The sequence below is a fragment of the Caballeronia sordidicola genome, assembly GCF_000729995.1.
Lineage (GTDB): Bacteria > Pseudomonadota > Gammaproteobacteria > Burkholderiales > Burkholderiaceae > Caballeronia > Caballeronia sordidicola_A.
In genome coordinates this window covers 19883-36651 of the sequence record NZ_JNFG01000036.1, presented here as the reverse complement: position 1 = coordinate 36651, position 16769 = coordinate 19883, and the positions used below count along the sequence as shown (strand labels likewise).

Sequence of the window (16769 nt, the reverse complement as noted above, 5' to 3'; positions counted from 1 at the left end):
GAATTCGTCATGGCAAAGATGCAAGCGAATGTGAAGGCTGAAGAACGCGACGACGGCCTCCGTGAAAAGATGATCGCCGTCAATCGCGTGACCAAGGTGGTGAAGGGCGGCCGGATTCTCGGTTTTGCCGCACTGACCGTGGTTGGCGATGGCGACGGCCGCATCGGCATGGGCAAGGGCAAAGCGAAGGAAGTTCCGGTTGCTGTTCAAAAGGCAATGGAACAAGCACGCCGCAACATGTTCAAGGTGCCGTTGAAGAACGGTACGCTGCAACACGAAGTGCATGGTAAGCATGGCGCATCCGCAGTTCTCCTGGCTCCGGCCAAGGACGGTACGGGTGTTATCGCCGGCGGCCCGATGCGCGCAGTGTTCGACGTGATGGGCGTTCAAAACGTTGTGGCGAAGAGCCACGGTTCGACGAATCCGTACAACCTCGTTCGTGCAACGCTCGACGGTCTGCGCAAGCAGTCCACGCCGGGTGATATCGCGGCGAAGCGCGGCAAGTCCGTCGAAGATATTTTGGGCTAAGCCAGGTGGTCACCATGTCTGATAAAACTGTCAAGGTTCAGCTCGTCAAGAGCCTGATTGGGACCCGTGAAACGCATCGTGCAACGGTGCGTGGTCTGGGCCTGCGCCGAATCAACTCGGTTAGCGAACTGCAGGACACGCCGGCAGTGCGCGGGATGATCAACAAGGTTTCTTACCTTGTCAAAGTCCTCAGCTAAGCGGCTGACCAGGGATCAAGGAGTTGAATATGGATTTGAATAACCTTAAGCCGGCAGAAGGCGCGAAGCATGCAAAGCGTCGCGTTGGCCGCGGTATCGGTTCCGGCCTGGGCAAGACTGCAGGTCGTGGTCACAAGGGTCAGAAATCGCGTTCGGGCGGCTTTCATAAAGTCGGCTTCGAAGGCGGTCAGATGCCTTTGCAACGTCGTCTGCCGAAGCGTGGTTTCAGCTCGCTGACGCATGAGTTCGTTGGTGAAGTGCGTTTGTCGGATCTCGAGAAGCTGCCGGTCGACGAAATCGATTTGCTGGCTTTGAAGCAAGCCGGTCTGCTCGGCGTGCTCTTTACGAGCGCACGGATCATCAAGACGGGCGAACTGACGCGCAAGATCACGGTTAAGGGCCTCGTCGCTACGAAGGGTGCCCGTGCTGCGATCGAAGCCGCCGGCGGCTCGGTCTCTGAGTAACGAACGCGTGTTGTCGTTGTTAGCGAAAGCATCGGAGAAGGTTCTTGGCTAATAGCCCGAGTCTCGCAAAATCCGGTCGAAGCGCTGCGAAGTTCGGCGATCTGCGTCGGCGTGCAATGTTCTTGCTGCTGGCGCTGATCGTCTACCGTATCGGTGCGCATATTCCGGTGCCGGGTATCGACCCGGATCAGCTGGCGAAGCTTTTCCAGAGCCAGTCAGGCGGCATTCTTGGCATGTTCAACATGTTCTCGGGTGGCGCACTGTCCAGGTTCACGATCTTCGCGCTTGGGATCATGCCGTACATCTCGGCGTCGATCATCATGCAGCTGCTGTCGATCGTTTCGCCGCAAATGGAAGCGCTGAAGAAAGAAGGGCAGGCAGGGCAGCGGAAGATTACGCAGTACACGCGTTACTTCACGGTTGTTCTGGCTACGTTTCAAGCATTCGGTATTGCGGTGGCGCTGGAAAATCAGGCTGGGCTCGTTATCGATCCAGGCATGGTGTTCCGGTTGACGACAGTCGTGACGCTGGTGACCGGCACGATGTTCCTGATGTGGCTGGGTGAGCAGATCACGGAGCGCGGACTGGGTAACGGTATCTCGATCATCATTTTCGGCGGTATTGCGGCGGGTTTCCCGAACGCAATTGGTGGTCTCTTCGAACTGGTTCGCACCGGCTCCATGAGCATCATTTCGGCGATTATTGTGGTCCTGCTGATTGCGGCGGTCACGTTCGTGGTGGTGTTCATCGAACGCGGTCAGCGCAAGATCCTGGTGAACTACGCCAAGCGTCAGGTCGGAAACAAGATTTACGGCGGCCAGTCTTCGCATTTGCCGCTGAAGTTGAATATGTCGGGTGTGATTCCGCCGATTTTCGCGTCGTCGATCATCCTGTTCCCGGCAACTATCCTGAACTGGTTTAGTTCGGGTACGCGGACCGGTTGGTTTGCAAACACGCTGCACGGTGTTGCCGAGGCTCTGAAGCCTGGTCAACCGGTCTACGTGTTGTTGTACGCAATGGCGATCGTTTTCTTCTGCTTCTTCTACACCGCGTTGGTGTTCAACAGCAGGGAGACGGCCGACAACCTGAAGAAAAGCGGTGCCTTCGTTCCCGGGATTCGTCCTGGTGACCAGACGGCTCGGTACATTGATCGGATCCTCACGCGTTTGACGCTGGCCGGTGCGATCTACATCGTGTTCGTTTGCTTGCTGCCGGAGTTTCTGGTGCTGCGTTGGAACGTACCGTTTTATTTTGGTGGAACGTCGCTGCTGATCATTGTCGTGGTCACGATGGATTTCATGGCGCAGGTTCAGTCCTACGTTATGTCGCAACAGTATGAATCGCTGCTCAAGAAGGCGAACTTCAAAGGCAGCAACGTCCCGATGCGCTAATCAGGGAAGGACGCAGATGAATGTTTATCTGCATTCTTCCGGGCGACAAGGTAACGGTTGAATGACGCCTTACGATCTGTCTCGTGCACGGATCGTGTTCCGGGCGAAGTGATTTGAAAAAAGGGTAATATCATGAAAGTGATGGCATCGGTTAAGCGCATTTGCCGCAATTGCAAGATCATCAAGCGCAAGGGCGTTGTGCGCGTGATTTGCAGCTCTGATCCGCGCCACAAACAGCGTCAAGGCTGAACGCCGCGCTTTTGCTTGCGCTTTTTGTTTGAGGAAAAACAATGGCTCGTATCGCAGGGGTTAACATCCCGAATCACCAGCATACTGAAATCGGCCTCACGGCAATTTTCGGTGTAGGTCGCACGCGCGCTCGCGACATTTGCGTGGCGTCTGGTGTGGAATTTTCGAAGAAGGTCAAAGACCTCACTGACGCAGACCTCGAAAAGCTGCGAGAAGAAGTGGGTAAGTTCATCGTCGAAGGCGACCTGCGTCGTGAAGTGACGATGAACATCAAGCGCCTGATGGACTTGGGCTGCTATCGTGGCGTACGCCATCGCAAGGGCTTGCCCATGCGTGGTCAACGCACACGTACGAATGCCCGTACCCGTAAGGGTCCGCGTCGTGCAGCGCAATCGCTGAAGAAGTAAGCGGAATTGATAGTTACAGGAAAACGTAATGGCTAAGGCTTCGAACAACTCCGCGGCGCAACGCGTTCGCAAGAAGGTAAAGAAGAACGTCGCCGAGGGCGTAGTTCACGTTCACGCGTCGTTCAACAACACCATCATCACGATCACCGATCGCCAAGGCAATGCACTCGCCTGGGCAACGTCGGGTGGCCAGGGCTTCAAGGGTTCGCGTAAATCGACTCCCTTTGCTGCTCAGGTCGCAGCCGAATCGGCTGGTCGCGTGGCGATGGAATACGGCGTGAAGAACCTCGAAGTGCGGATCAAGGGCCCCGGTCCTGGCCGTGAATCGGCGGTGCGTGCGCTGCATGGTCTTGGCATCAAGATCACCGCAATCTCCGACGTGACACCGGTTCCGCACAACGGTTGCCGTCCGCCGAAGCGTCGTCGTATCTAAGACGTCGCGTAACGCCTTGACCTGTTGACGCTCGCGCGTCGACAGGTTGCTTGCGTTATGGAATCAGCGTTAAGAATACTGACTAAGCCCACCGTTCGAGCCATCGAGTTCGAACTAGCGCGAACGTTCTTCGCGTGATCAATTATTAAGGATGCAAAGTGGCACGTTATACCGGTCCTAAAGCAAAGCTGTCCCGCCGTGAAGGTACTGATCTTTTCCTGAAGAGCGCACGCCGCTCCCTCGCTGACAAGTGCAAGCTCGATAGCAAGCCGGGTCAGCATGGCCGCACGTCGGGCGCTCGTACGTCCGACTACGGCACGCAATTGCGTGAAAAGCAAAAAGTTAAGCGTATTTACGGCGTGCTCGAACGTCAGTTCCGCCGTTACTTCGCTGAAGCCGATCGCCGCAAGGGCCCGACGGGCGAAAACCTGCTGCAATTGCTCGAGTCGCGTCTCGACAACGTCGTGTATCGCATGGGCTTCGGCTCAACGCGCGCTGAAGCGCGTCAGCTGGTTGGCCACAAGTCGATCACGGTGAATGGCGTTGTGAACAATATCCCGTCTATGCAAGTTAAGGCCGGTGATGTGGTTGCTGTTCGCGAACAGTCGAAGAAGCAAGTGCGGATTCTGGAAGCGCTGAATCTGGCTGAGCAAGGCGGAATGCCGAGCTGGGTTGCTGTTGATGCCAAGAAGTTCGAAGGCACGTTCAAGTCGATGCCGGAACGCAGCGATATCGCTGGCGACATCAACGAAAGCCTGATCGTCGAATTGTATTCGCGGTAAGTCGGATTAACGGCCGGGGAGCCCAGATTGCCGAAGGCAAGGGGCTACCTCGGCTGTCTATTTTCGGGTTGTCACCGGTCAGCCTTATCGGCGTAACGAGCCGAGGGTATTGAAAAGGAAAACCTATGCAAACCAGTTTGTTGAAGCCCAAGATTATTGCAGTTGAATCGCTTGGCGACAGTCACGCGAAAGTGGTCATGGAGCCGTTCGAACGCGGTTATGGTCACACCTTGGGTAACGCGCTTCGGCGTGTGCTGTTGTCGTCGATGATTGGTTATGCACCGACCGAAGTGACGATTGCTGGCGTCGTGCATGAGTACTCTACTCTCGACGGCGTGCAAGAAGATGTGGTCAACCTGCTGTTGAATTTGAAGGGCGTCGTTTTCAAGCTGCATAACCGCGACGAAGTCACGGTCACGCTGCGCAAGGAAGGCGAAGGCGTTGTCACGGCCGGCGATATCGAACTCGCTCACGATTGCGAAGTCATCAATCCGGATCACGTGATTGCGCATCTGTCGAAGGGCGGCAAGCTCGACGTTCAGATCAAGATTGAAAAAGGCCGCGGTTATGTGCCGGGCAATGTGCGTCGTTATGGCGAAGATTCGGCGAAGATCATTGGCCGTATCGTGCTGGACGCGTCGTTCTCGCCGGTTCTCCGCGTGAGCTACGCCGTTGAAAGCGCTCGCGTTGAGCAGCGTACCGACCTCGACAAGCTCGTGATGAACATTGAAACCAACGGCGTGATTTCGCCCGAGGAAGCAATTCGTCAATCGGCTCGTATCCTGGTCGACCAGTTGTCGGTTTTCGCCGCACTGGAAGGCACGGAAGCAGCGGCAGAAGCACCGTCGCGCGCGCCGCAGATCGATCCGATCCTGCTGCGTCCGGTGGACGATCTCGAACTGACGGTTCGTTCCGCGAACTGCCTGAAGGCCGAGAACATCTATTACATCGGTGATTTGATCCAGCGCACGGAAAACGAGTTGCTCAAGACGCCTAACCTCGGTCGCAAGTCGCTGAACGAGATCAAGGAAGTCCTGGCTTCGCGTGGCTTGACGTTGGGTATGAAGCTCGAAAACTGGCCGCCGGCTGGTCTCGACAAGTAAGTTTCAAGCAGTACGCTTGACTGGCAAAGATGCGGATTTTCCTTTAAAATCCGCATCTTGCTTTTTCTACGACCGGCCCGTGCGCTCAAAAGAGACGCAATAGAAGAGCTGGATCTAAACTTGGTTAATTAGGAAATTCAAAATGCGCCATAAACATGGTTTGCGGAAACTGAACCGCACGAGCAGCCACCGTCTGGCTATGCTCCGTAATATGTCGAACTCGCTGATCGCGCACGAAGTCATCAAGACCACGCTGCCGAAAGCTAAAGAACTCCGTAAAGTCGTTGAGCCCCTGATCACGCTCGGCAAGAAGCCGTCGCTGGCAAATCGTCGTCTGGCGTTCAACCGCCTGCGCGATCGTGACTCCGTCGCGAAGCTGTTTGAAGTGCTCGGCCCGCGCTTTGAAAAGCGCCCGGGTGGATATCTGAGCATCCTGAAGTTCGGCTTTCGCCAAGGCGACAATGCGCCGATGGCTCTGGTCATGCTGATGGATCGTCCGGAACTCGCTGACGGCGACGACGTGCAAGAAGCTGAATAAGCTGGCACGCTGTTGATCGAAAAAAGGCCAAGCTCTGCTTGGCCTTTTTTCTATTTGCGCGGCGGGTTTGAGCTGCTGATGGCCACGGCTCGCGTCTCAAGTCATAGGCCGATTGGCTGAATGCGGGTTATCGACGTCCAGTGCTAGGATTGCATGCATATCCACCGTATCGGAGCTTTCCGTGAATACGCCCGTTGTGCTGGTGTTAACAACGTTGCCGGACAGCGAGGCCGCGTCAACGCTTGCGCAGCAAGCCATCGACGCACGGCTTGCCGCCTGTGTCACGGAGCTGGGCACGATCAAGTCGCGGTATCGGTGGAAAGGTAAGGTAGAGGCTGCCGAGGAGCTTCAGCTCCTGTTCAAGACGAGTCTCGCGCGCGGCGATGAGCTGGCGCGCTTTATCGAAGCGAATCATCCTTATGACACACCTGAAATTGTCTCGTGGCAGGCCGATGCATCGGCGGCTTACGGGCAATGGATCACCGCGGAAACTCAACGTCCTTTTAATGTTTAAGTCCTTCGCCTTCTCCGCGCGCCGGCCGCTCGACGCAGTTCTCATGCTGGTGTCGTGCTTCGTGTTGCTGCTCTGCTCGATCTCGCCAAGTCACGCCGCCGACGATTTTCTCGACCCCGCGGTCGCGTTCAAATTCAGCGCGTCCGAAAAGCCGGGCGAAGTCGACGTGCGATATAAGGTCGCAGACGGCTACTACATGTACCGCGAGCGTTTTGCATTTGCGGTGAAAAATGGCACGGCGACGCTGGGCGAACCGCAATTGCCCGCGGGCAAGGTTCACTTCGATCAGACGTTTAACAAGGACGTGGAAACGTATCGCGGCGAACTCATGATTCGGATTCCGGTGAAGCAGGCTTCCGGTCCTTTCGATATCGCCGTCACGTCGCAGGGTTGTGCCGATCAGGGCATCTGTTATCCGCCGATGGAGCGCGTGTACCACGTCAGTGGCGCAGCGCTGCAAGCCGCTAGTGCCAGTGGTCAAACGCCATCGGCGAGCATCAGTGACGTGCCTTGGTACGACCGCGCGACCAACGCCGATTACGCGCAATCCTTGCTCGAAAGCGGGGGTTTTTTCGCGATCGTCGGCTTGTTCTTCGTAGCAGGCATGGTGTTGAGCTTGCTGCCTTGCTCTTATCCGATGATTCCCATTCTCTCGGCGATCATCATTGGTGAAGGCGCGCGTGTGACGCGGTCGCGAGGATTTGGATTATCGGCTGCGTATGTGTTCGGCATGGCGCTTGTCTACACGGCGCTAGGCGTGCTCGCCGCGATTATCGGGCAGAGTCTCGGCGCGTGGCTCCAGAACCCCTGGGTGCTCGGCGCGTTCGGTGTGCTGCTGGCGGTGTTCTCGCTCACGCTGATTGCCGGGGTCGATATCGCATTGCCTGCGCGCTGGCAAAACAGCGTCAACGAGGCATCGCAGAAGCGATCCGGTGGGAAGGTCGCGGCGGTCGTCGTGATGGGTGCATTGTCGGCGCTCGTGGTCGGTGCGTGCATGACCGCGCCGCTCTTCGCCGTGCTCGCATTCATCGCGCATACAGGCAACGCGCTGCTCGGCGGTGCGGCGTTGTTTTCCATGGGCGTTGGGCTCGGCGTGCCGCTGCTGATTATCGGGCTTGGCGCAGGGACGCTGCTGCCGCGCGCGGGGAATTGGATGGACGGCGTGAAGGTGTTCTTCGGCGTCGTGTTGCTCGCGGCGGCACTGTGGATTGTGTGGCCGGTGCTAAGTACTGTCGCGCAGATGGCTTTAGCGGCGTTGTGGCTGCTCATAGCCGCTGCGGCGCTGGGGCTCTTTACATCGAGTGCTTCGGCGCTGTCGATATGGCGCAAGCTGGGTCGCGGACTCGGCGCCGCGCTCGCTATCTGGGGCGCTACGTTGCTGGTTGGGCTCGCCGCGGGTTCGACCGATCCACTTCAGCCACTCGCCGTATTTACTGCGCGCATGGGTTCCGGAACAGAGGCTAGCGCGCAGCCGCAGTCCGCGCCGGGGGAAACCTTCGCCCTGGTAAGATCGTCGGGGGAACTGGATCTGGCGCTCAAGGCCGCCGGCCGTCCGGCCATGCTCGATTTCTACGCGGACTGGTGCGTGTCGTGCAAGGAGATGGAACACCTCACGTTCAGCGATCCACGGGTACGTGCGCGCCTGGTGCAACTCAACCTGCTGCGCGCTGACGTCACGGCAAATAATCCCGACGATCAGGCGTTGCTCAAGCGCTTCAGGCTGTTCGGGCCGCCGGGCATCATCTTCTTCGATGCGCAAGGCAACGAAGTGGTGCGCGTCGTCGGGTACGAGTCGGCGGACACGTTCTTGAAGAGCCTGGACAAACTCTCCGCACCCACGACTTGATTTCGTTGTGAGGAACTTGACGTGCGTTCGGAATGCGGACGTACGTCGCGTTTCTCCGCGATCAGTGATTCGATCTTGGCACGCTGGATGGCAGAGTAGTAGCGCCCGGGCTATGCAAACAGGCGTCTTCTCTCGCGGATCACTTGTGTGGGGGGACCCCGGCCCTCAAACCGTCGCTGTATAAACCGAGCCCCATCAACACCCGAGCGGCGGTTCACCCCGACATCACCGCCGACCTCCACTGAAGTGCCAATCGCTCCGCGATCAAGTCCGCAGGATTTGGTAAATGGCGTCGTGATACTTTTGTCCGCACTCAACGCTCGCTCTCACCGAGACGCTCATGAACGATCTGACCTATCAAGCCCGTTACGAAGCGCGATTGAGCCGCGTGCTCGACCATATCTACGATCATCTCGACGAGCCTCTCGATATCGACAGGTTGGCTGAGATTGCGTGTTTGTCGCCGTACCACTGGCATCGGATCTATCAGGCGATGTACGGCGAGACCATCGCTGCGACCGTGCGCAGGTTGCGACTGCATCGCGCGGGCGGTTACCTGGCTAATGGATCGATGCCGATCTCGGAGATCGCCGAGCGTTCCGGGTATAGCAGCTTGCAGTCGTTTTCGCGCACGTTCAGGGCTGCGTTCGGCATGCCGCCGGCGCAGTACCGCAAGCAGGGCACTCACAGCCGGTTTCGGCCGGCGCTATCAGGAGACGATCAAATGGTGATGCGTGAAGTGGTGATTCGTGACGTACCGGCGATGAATGTTCTGACTCTCGATCACGTCGGGTCGTATATGCAGATTGGCAAGGCGTTCGATTCGCTGTTTGGCTGGCTGGCCAGCAGGAATTTGTTGTCGGCCGAGGCACGGATGATCGGCATCTTCTATGACGATCCGGGCGTTGTGCCTGAAGCGGAGTTGAGGTCGAAGGCGGGGGCCGTGTTGCCGGCGGATATCGACGTTGCCGCGCCGGTTGGTGTGACGCAGTTGCGCGGCGGCCAGTATGCGGTGCTCCGCCATAAAGGGCCATATAGCGATATGCACGCGGCCTATCAATGGCTATATGGAACGTGGCTTGTGCAGTCCGGCCGTGAAGCCGCCGATGCGCCAGCATTCGAGGAATACCTGAACAGCCCCAAGGAAACAGCGCCGGCCGACTTGCTGACCGAGATCTGTCTGCCGCTGGTGTGAGCGTTTGTGGCGCGGGCCGCTCGACTTGGCGACGCGGCGGGCGCGCTACTCGACCGACTACTTTGCTGGAGAATGTTCGCCCCGAGTTAGCCGGACTTCCGGCAGAGCGGGTCGGACAACTCCCCTCTGGCCGAGGGTCCGGCAGCGCAGGTCGGACAAGCGGTGTCGAGGAGCTTGGACAACCATCCGTCGCAGGAACGGGGTGCGCGAAGGGTTTGCCGCCTCCTGCCACAACTTTAACGACGCCGCGACGCCCCGCGGTCGGGCGTCGGCACGATCAATCAACCACACTGGCGCCTCAAAACCCCGCAACCCCCCAATCCCTTTACTTCGCAGCCTCCCGCAAAAGCCGCGCGGCATCCAGCGCGAAATACGTGAGCACGCCATCGGCCCCGGCGCGCTTGAATGCCAGCAGCGACTCCATCACCGCCTTGTCGTGATCGAGCCAGCCGTTTTGCGTGGCGGCCTTGATCATCGCGTACTCGCCGCTGACCTGGTACACGTAGGTCGGAAAGCGAAACTCTTCCTTCACGCGATACACAATATCCAGATACGGCATGCCGGGTTTGACCATCACCATGTCCGCGCCTTCCTCGATATCCATCCGCACTTCGCGCAGGGCTTCATCGGAATTCGACGGGTCCATCTGATAGGTCATCTTGTTGCTCTTGCCCAGGTTCGCAGCGGAGCCCACAGCATCGCGGAACGGGCCGTAGAACGCCGACGCGTACTTCGCGGCGTACGCCATGATTCGCGTGTGGATATGTCCATCGCTCTCGAGCATTTCGCGAATTGCGCCAATCCGGCCGTCCATCATGTCCGATGGCGCCACGATATCCACGCCCGCTTCGGCCTGCGCACGCGCCTGGTCAACGAGAATCTCGCTGGTTTCATCGTTGATGACATAGCCTTGTTCGTCCAGGACACCGTCTTGGCCGTGACTGGTGTACGGGTCGAGCGCGACATCGGTGAGCACGCCCAGTTCGGGGAAGTGCTTCTTCAACTCACGCACGGCACGCGGAATCAGGCCCTCGGGATTCGTCGCTTCACGGCCATCGGGCGTTTTCAACGAAGGCTCAATAGCCGGGAACAGCGAGATGACCGGCACGCCGAGTTCGACGCATTGCTCGGCCACTTTCATCAGCAAATCGACTGATGTGCGCTCGACGCCAGGCATGGACGGAACGGCCTGACGCACATTCGATCCCTCGACAATGAAAACGGGATAGATCAGATCGTTTGTGGTCAGGAGGTTTTCGCGCATCAGGCGGCGCGAAAAGTCGTCGCGGCGCATGCGGCGCGGACGATGATGCGGATAGAAGCTCATGGCTTTGCTTGTGGGGGGATGATGGGTAATGCGACAAGGGGAATGGCTGCCGGCTCAACTGCCGCAACCGCTGCAGACATGGGGCGGGACCGCCTCCAGAACCTTTTCGAGACAATGGTATATCATAGCGATCGAGGTAGGCGCTTGGCGCCGAGCTCCCCGCTTCTCCTCCCTGAGCGGGTGCCTGTGATGATCGAAGGATTCGATCAGGCTGTTTGACCCGCCGTCATGCGGCGGGTTTTTTTATGCCGGGCGACACGAGTCAACTTCGACGTCTGCGCCATAAGCCTGTCTCCAGGCAGCATCAGAGTGACTTCACTGCGCTTCGTCTTCCGGAGCGATTTCTTCAGTTGACTTCGGAATCAACCAGCTTTCGATCTTCTCGTGGGCTTCATCGAGCCCGACGCGCTTGAGCGCCGAGAAGAGCTGCAGCGTCAATTCGCCGCGATATCCGGCCGCCGTGTACTCTTCGAATGCTTTCTTGGTCGCGCGCAACGTGTTGATGCTTTCCTGCCGCGTCAATTTGTCGCATTTGGTCAATAAAGCGTGAATCGGCTTTCCCGTGGGCGCAAACCAGTCAAGCATGATCTTGTCGAGTTCGGTCAGCGGGCGGCGCGAATCCATCATCAGGATCATGCCGACGAGCTGCGCGCGGCTCTGCAAATACGTGGACAGCAATTGCTGCCAATGCAGCTTGGCGTTACCTGAAACTTCAGCGTATCCATACCCCGGCAAATCGACCACATGCGCCCTGGGCTGGTCGGCCGGGCCGATGGCGAAGTAGTTGATGTGCTGCGTGCGCCCCGGCGTCTTGCTGGCGAACGCCAGCCGCTTCTGGTTGCACAGCAAATTGATGGCCGTGGACTTGCCCGCGTTCGACCGGCCCGCGAATGCGATCTCCGGCTGGGGCGTGGGCGGCAGGTCCTTCAGGTGGTTGACCGTCGTAAAGAAACGGGCTTGGTGGAGCAGAAATGACGACATGGGAAGACCGAAAGTGAAATTCTGTGGAAACTCGAGCTGTAAGGAGCCACTGAATACTGGGCTTGCCCCGACTGGCGTCTTTGCGTTTAGCGAGTTATTGTACAATACGACGGTTGTACGAAGACCAGCCAGGGCACGCAAGACCCAAGCGGGATAAGGAGTGAGACAGGTTTGAAGACAGATTTCAGGGCGCGCGCCGGGTAACTTTTTATCCCGTATCGAGTCCTCTGTCGGGTGTCTTGCTGTGCATCGGTAACCGTCGTTTTTTGCAGAACCTCACATTCTCACAAGACGAAAAACAGGGTACGCGAATGAACCGACTGTACAAGACTCTGATGGTCCTGGAAGTAGCAGCAGCATTAGGAGCGGGGTTGGTAGGCTGGACAGTCACAGCGCAAGCGGCAGATGCGGGTGCTCCCGGAGCCCCCGCCAAGCCCGACGTGACGAGGGGCCAGGCAATTGCCACCCAAGTTTGCGCATCGTGTCACGGAGCAGACGGCAACAGTGCCGGCGGCGCGTTTCCGAAGCTCGCAGGCCAGCACGCCGAGTACATCGTCAAGCAGTTGAAGGATTACAAGACGCAGCCGGGCGCGAAAGAGCCGGCGCGCAAGAACGCCATCATGGCGGGCATTGCGGGCGCGCTGAACGATCAGGATATGGTCAACGTGGCTGCGTATTTTGAGACACAGAAGGCCAAGCCAGGCTACGCACGTGACAAGAACACGGTGCCGGTTGGGCAGAAGATTTACCGCGGTGGCATTGCGGACAGGGGCGTCCCGGCGTGTGCCGCGTGTCATGGTGCAACGGGCATGGGCGTGCCGGTGCAGTATCCGCGCTTGTCGGGGCAATGGTCCGATTACACGGCCGCGCAACTCACTGCGTTTGCGCAGGGCACGCGCAACAACAGTGAGCCAATGCACACCATCGCGCTGCGCCTGAATGAGGCGGAAGTGAAGGCAGTGTCAGACTACATTGCAGGCCTGCATTGACGGTCGCCGAGCGTCGCTAACGGTCTGTAATCGTCCGCATGACCCGCCTGCAGCAAGTGCGGGTCTGCTTTAAGATGCGCGCAGCGTCGCCCGGACGTCATATGCGCGGGTCATAGTCGAACGTGTCATGAAGCCGGTCCTACAAGGCCGGCGCGCAAAATAAGAAAAAAGGGTGGGACGCCGGTCAAAGACCGCGTGCGTCTCCACCCTTTTTTGCTGTTCAGCCGGAGTTTGAATGAGCGTCACCACGTCGGGATTGCAGTCGAAGTCGAGCCGTAGCAGTGTGCGTCATGCCATCGAAACGATCAGTTCGATGCGCTTCGCCATCTCGTTGCTCGTCATTCTCGCGATAGCTAGCATCATTGGTACGGTTCTTACGCAAGAGGATCCGTACCCGAATTACGTCAATCAGTTCGGCCCGTTCTGGGCCGACATCTTCCGTGGCGTGAGCCTCTACAACGTGTATAGCGCGTGGTGGTTCTTGCTGATCCTGGCGTTCCTGGTAATTTCGGTGTCACTGTGCGTGATCCGCAATGGCCCGAAGATGATCGCGGACATGAAGAGCTGGAAGGATCGGGTGCACGAAGGCAGCCTGCGCGCGTTCCATCACAAGGGCGAATTCCCGCAGGTGCCCGGATCGCGTGCCGAGACCGCCGCCAATCTGCAACGCCTCGCCGGCAAGATGGGCTACAAGTTCGTCACACGCGAGACGGACAGCGGCGCGACGCTGATCGCGGCCAAGCGTGGCGCGCTGACGAAGCTTGGTTATATCTCGGCGCATCTGGCGTTCGTGATCATCTGCATTGGCGGCTTGCTGGACAGCAATCTGCCGATCAAGCTGCAAATGTTGCTCTTCAACAAGACGCCGATTGCATCGAATGAAGTCATCAACGACATTGCGCCGAATCACCGGCTGCCGACGTCGAATCCCACGTTCCGCGGTTACGCCTGGGTGCCGGAAGGGCAGCACGTCGCAACCGCCATCCTGAATCAGCAGGACGGTTCGTTGATCCAGGACCTCCCGTTCTCGATCCAGCTCAATAAATTCATCGTCGACTATTACTCGACGGGTATGCCGAAGCTGTTTGCGAGCGATATCGTCGTGATCGATCATGCGACCGGAAAGCGCATCCCCGCACGCGTGGAAGTGAACAAGCCGTTCACCTACGATGGCATTTCGATCTACCAATCGAGTTTCCAGGACGGCGGTTCAAAGATGTCGATGACCGCGTGGCCCATGTCCGGCGGCAGCGCGAAAACCACGCCGTTCGACGGCGCCATTGGCGGCACGCAGCCGATGAATCCGCAGATCATCGGCGGGAACGGCGAAACCGTTGAATTCACCGATTTCCGCGCGATCAACGTTGAAAACGTCACCGACGGCAACGGCTCGATCGATACCCGCGGCGTCGGTCAGACGCAGACGTTGAAGCAGGCCTTCGATGAACGGCTGGGGTCCGGCGCGAAGACGTCGAAGCCGACTGATCTGCGTAACGTAGGTCCATCGGTGCAATACAAGGTGCGGGGCACCGACGGCCAGGCGCGTGAGTTCAACAACTACATGCTGCCCGTCGATGTACAAGGCCAGCCGATGTTCCTCGCCGGCATGCGCTTGAGCCCCAACGATCCGTTCCGCTATTTGCGCATTCCCGCCGACGAGCAAAGCTCCATCAAACAGTGGATGAACCTGCGCGCCGCGCTGGAAACGCCCGCGATGCGTGACGAAGCGGCGCGTCGTTTTGCGAAGCGCTCGGTGCCGGAAGCGAACGCGGAATTGCAGAAACATCTGGAGGAAAGCGCGTCGCGGGTGCTGAACCTGTTTGCCGGCGCGGACGAAAGTGGCGTCGCGGCGGTTCCTGGGCAACCGGGCGCCACGCTGGGTGGTTTCCAGGCAATAGCAGGTTTTATCGACAAATCCGTGCCTAAGGGCGAGCAGGAAAAGGCGGCGGGTTTATTGCTGCGCATGCTTGAAGGCGCGACTTGGGATCTGTGGCAGATCTCGCGTGCCCAGAACGGCATGCCGGAAGCGCAGCCGGACGCGAAAAACACGCAGTTCGTGCAATCGTCGATTAATGCACTTTCGGACAGCTTTCTGTACGGGTCGCCCGTGTTTCTGCAACTCGATTCGTTCAAGCAGATCCAGGCTTCCGTGTTCCAGTTGACACGCGCACCGGGCAAAAAAGTGGTGTATCTTGGCAGCCTCCTGCTCGTGCTCGGCATTTTCTCGATGTTTTACGTGCGTGAACGCCGTCTCTGGTTCTGGCTCAAAGACACATCAGAGGGCGGTACGAACGTGTTGATGGCAATGTCCACCGCGCGCCGCACGCTCGACTTCGAGAAGGAATTCGCGCAAACGCGCGACGCGATCGGCGCCATGCTGGGCGTCAAGTCTCAGCCGGTATCGTCATCACCGGAAACGCCCGCGGACAGCAAGTCCACCGGCTCGCAAGATTCAACTCGGTAAGAACATGGACCTCACACAAGCCTCCTCGCAATCGACCTCGGCGCAGCAGCGCGCGGGCAAAGTGCCCGTCGATCCGAACCTGTTCGACGAACGTCCGTTCCTGAAGCGTCTAGGCCCGACTGACTGGCTGTTCGCGTTGGCAATGGTCGCCGGCGCGGGGTTCGCGCTGTTCCGGTATTACCCGTTCATGAACTACTACGACAAGCTGGTGCTTTGCTGCGCCGTGCCGACGTTCGTGGTGCTCGGTTGGCGCTGGAAGCCGGTGCGGCTGCTGATTGCGTGTATTGCGGTGTTGTCGCTGTCGTCGTTGCAGCTTTATCACTCGGATCTCGCGCGCGCAGACACCAACTTCTTCCTCAAATATTTCCTGTCCAGCCAGTCGGCCATCTTGTGGATGAGCGCACTGCTCGTGCTGGCAACGGTGTTCTACTGGATCGGCCTGCTTTCGCGTTCGCCCACGGGCGGCGCGATCGGCTCGAAGATGACCTGGGCGGCCGTTTTGATGGGCTTCACCGGCTTGATGGTGCGCTGGTACGAGTCGTACCTGATCGGCTCGGACGTGGGTCATATCCCCATCTCGAACTTGTATGAAGTTTTCGTACTGTTCTGCCTGATTACGTCGCTGTTTTATTTGTATTACGAGCAGCACTACAGCACGCGCGCCATGGGCGCGTTCGTGTTGCTGGTGATCAGCGCCGCCGTTGGCTTCCTGATGTGGTATTCCATCGCCCGCGATGCCCAGCAGATCCAGCCGCTCGTGCCCGCGCTGCAAAGCTGGTGGATGAAAATCCACGTGCCGGCGAATTTCATCGGGTACGGCAGCTTTGCGCTGGCGGCCATGGTCGGGGTGACCTATCTGGTCAAGGAGCGGGGCATTCTGGCGGATCGCCTCCCGTCGCTCGAAGTGCTCGACGACGTGATGTACAAGTCGATCGCGGTCGGTTTCGCGTTCTTCACCATCGCGACCATTCTTGGTGCGCTGTGGGCCGCCGAAGCGTGGGGCGGTTACTGGAGCTGGGATCCGAAAGAAACGTGGGCTTTGATCGTGTGGCTGAATTACGCTGCGTGGCTGCACATGCGCCTGATGAAGGGGCTGCGCGGTTCGGTGGCGGCGTGGTGGGCATTGACCGGTTTGCTGGTCACCACGTTCGCGTTTCTGGGCGTGAACATGTTCCTGTCGGGCCTGCATAGCTACGGCAAGCTGTAAGATTCGCGTCTAAGCGCTGTTTAAGAACCGCCATGCAAGCTTTGCTGGCGGTTTTTTTATTGTCTGAGCGGAATAGCTGAAACCGATTCGGTGTTTGCCACGAATATAGGTAGAGCGGCGGCGACGTTCACGCGGGCCGCAACAAGGATTTCAG

Annotated in this window: 18 protein-coding genes and 1 pseudogene; 17 read left to right on the top strand and 2 right to left on the bottom strand. The window is 58.5% G+C overall.

The genetic code is table 11. From position 1 onward, the window contains the following. The first annotated feature begins 9 nt into the window (after positions 1 to 9). The 14 genes and pseudogenes from rpsE (at position 10) to FH08_RS0128155 (ending at position 9647) form a co-directional block, all read left to right on the top strand. Positions 10 to 528 carry a 30S ribosomal protein S5 gene (gene rpsE, locus FH08_RS0128215; RefSeq protein ID WP_031361566.1) on the top strand — a complete coding sequence of 173 codons (519 nt, stop codon included), beginning with the start codon at positions 10 to 12 and terminating at the stop codon, positions 526 to 528. Between the two features lie 14 nt (positions 529 to 542). After that, positions 543 to 725 carry a 50S ribosomal protein L30 gene (rpmD, locus tag FH08_RS0128210; RefSeq protein WP_031361565.1) on the top strand — a complete coding sequence of 61 codons (183 nt, stop codon included), beginning with the start codon at positions 543 to 545 and terminating at the stop codon, positions 723 to 725. 29 nt (positions 726 to 754) lie between these two features. After that, positions 755 to 1189, top strand: a complete 435-nt coding sequence (gene rplO, locus FH08_RS0128205) for a 50S ribosomal protein L15 (RefSeq protein WP_031361564.1) — start codon at positions 755 to 757, stop codon at positions 1187 to 1189. Between the two features lie 44 nt (positions 1190 to 1233). Further along, a complete protein-coding gene (gene secY / locus FH08_RS0128200) occupies positions 1234 to 2580 on the top strand; it encodes a preprotein translocase subunit SecY (protein WP_031361563.1) in 1347 nt (448 codons plus the stop codon). 23 nt (positions 2581 to 2603) lie between these two features. Next, positions 2604 to 2692: pseudogene (infA, locus tag FH08_RS54450) on the top strand (translation initiation factor IF-1); the annotation flags it as partial. Between the two features lie 20 nt (positions 2693 to 2712). Further along, positions 2713 to 2829 carry a 50S ribosomal protein L36 gene (rpmJ, locus tag FH08_RS0128195; RefSeq protein ID WP_004199844.1) on the top strand — a complete coding sequence of 39 codons (117 nt, stop codon included), beginning with the start codon at positions 2713 to 2715 and terminating at the stop codon, positions 2827 to 2829. 41 nt (positions 2830 to 2870) lie between these two features. After that, entirely contained in the window at positions 2871 to 3236 is a 366-nt protein-coding gene (gene rpsM, locus FH08_RS0128190; RefSeq protein WP_031361562.1) for a 30S ribosomal protein S13, read from the top strand. 28 nt (positions 3237 to 3264) lie between these two features. Continuing rightward, positions 3265 to 3669, top strand: a complete 405-nt coding sequence (gene rpsK / locus FH08_RS0128185; protein ID WP_006052224.1) for a 30S ribosomal protein S11 — start codon at positions 3265 to 3267, stop codon at positions 3667 to 3669. A gap of 158 nt (positions 3670 to 3827) precedes the next feature. Beyond that, a complete protein-coding gene (rpsD, locus tag FH08_RS0128180) occupies positions 3828 to 4451 on the top strand; it encodes a 30S ribosomal protein S4 (RefSeq protein WP_031361561.1) in 624 nt (207 codons plus the stop codon). 125 nt (positions 4452 to 4576) lie between these two features. After that, positions 4577 to 5554 carry a DNA-directed RNA polymerase subunit alpha gene (locus tag FH08_RS0128175; RefSeq protein WP_031361560.1) on the top strand — a complete coding sequence of 326 codons (978 nt, stop codon included), beginning with the start codon at positions 4577 to 4579 and terminating at the stop codon, positions 5552 to 5554. Positions 5555 to 5696: 142 nt separating this feature from the next. Beyond that, positions 5697 to 6092, top strand: coding sequence for a 50S ribosomal protein L17 (gene rplQ, locus FH08_RS0128170; protein WP_031361559.1), 396 nt, complete (start codon positions 5697 to 5699; stop codon positions 6090 to 6092). Positions 6093 to 6273: 181 nt separating this feature from the next. Next, positions 6274 to 6606 carry a divalent-cation tolerance protein CutA gene (gene cutA, locus FH08_RS0128165; protein ID WP_031361558.1) on the top strand — a complete coding sequence of 111 codons (333 nt, stop codon included), beginning with the start codon at positions 6274 to 6276 and terminating at the stop codon, positions 6604 to 6606. Next, entirely contained in the window at positions 6599 to 8452 is a 1854-nt protein-coding gene (dsbD, locus tag FH08_RS0128160; protein ID WP_031361557.1) for a protein-disulfide reductase DsbD, read from the top strand. Before cutA ends, dsbD begins: the two co-directional genes overlap by 8 nt. 340 nt (positions 8453 to 8792) lie before the next feature. Continuing rightward, complete coding sequence (locus tag FH08_RS0128155) at positions 8793 to 9647, top strand: AraC family transcriptional regulator (protein WP_031361556.1); 855 nt, start codon at positions 8793 to 8795, stop codon at positions 9645 to 9647. A 325-nt stretch (positions 9648 to 9972) separates the two neighbouring features. Here FH08_RS0128155 and hemB read toward each other — a convergent pair whose 3' ends face one another. Further along, complete coding sequence (hemB, locus tag FH08_RS0128150) at positions 9973 to 10974, bottom strand: porphobilinogen synthase (protein WP_031361555.1); 1002 nt, start codon at positions 10972 to 10974, stop codon at positions 9973 to 9975. A 315-nt stretch (positions 10975 to 11289) separates the two neighbouring features. Next, positions 11290 to 11955 (bottom strand): ribosome biogenesis GTP-binding protein YihA/YsxC, encoded by a 666-nt coding sequence (gene yihA / locus FH08_RS0128140; RefSeq protein WP_031361554.1) that lies wholly within the window; start codon positions 11953 to 11955, stop codon positions 11290 to 11292. 311 nt (positions 11956 to 12266) lie between these two features. On the opposite strand from yihA, the gene FH08_RS0128135 reads away from it, so the two are divergent. The 3 genes from FH08_RS0128135 to ccsB all read left to right on the top strand — a co-directional run bounded on the left by FH08_RS0128135 (position 12267) and on the right by ccsB (position 16615). Then, positions 12267 to 12944 (top strand): c-type cytochrome, encoded by a 678-nt coding sequence (locus tag FH08_RS0128135; RefSeq protein ID WP_031361553.1) that lies wholly within the window; start codon positions 12267 to 12269, stop codon positions 12942 to 12944. A gap of 235 nt (positions 12945 to 13179) precedes the next feature. Continuing rightward, the gene (locus FH08_RS0128130) at positions 13180 to 15408 is read left to right on the top strand and encodes a cytochrome c biogenesis protein ResB (RefSeq protein WP_031361552.1); all 2229 of its coding nucleotides are present in this window, start codon (positions 13180 to 13182) and stop codon (positions 15406 to 15408) included. A gap of 4 nt (positions 15409 to 15412) precedes the next feature. Continuing rightward, entirely contained in the window at positions 15413 to 16615 is a 1203-nt protein-coding gene (gene ccsB, locus FH08_RS0128125) for a c-type cytochrome biogenesis protein CcsB (RefSeq protein WP_031361551.1), read from the top strand. The last annotated feature ends 154 nt before the right edge of the window (positions 16616 to 16769 follow it).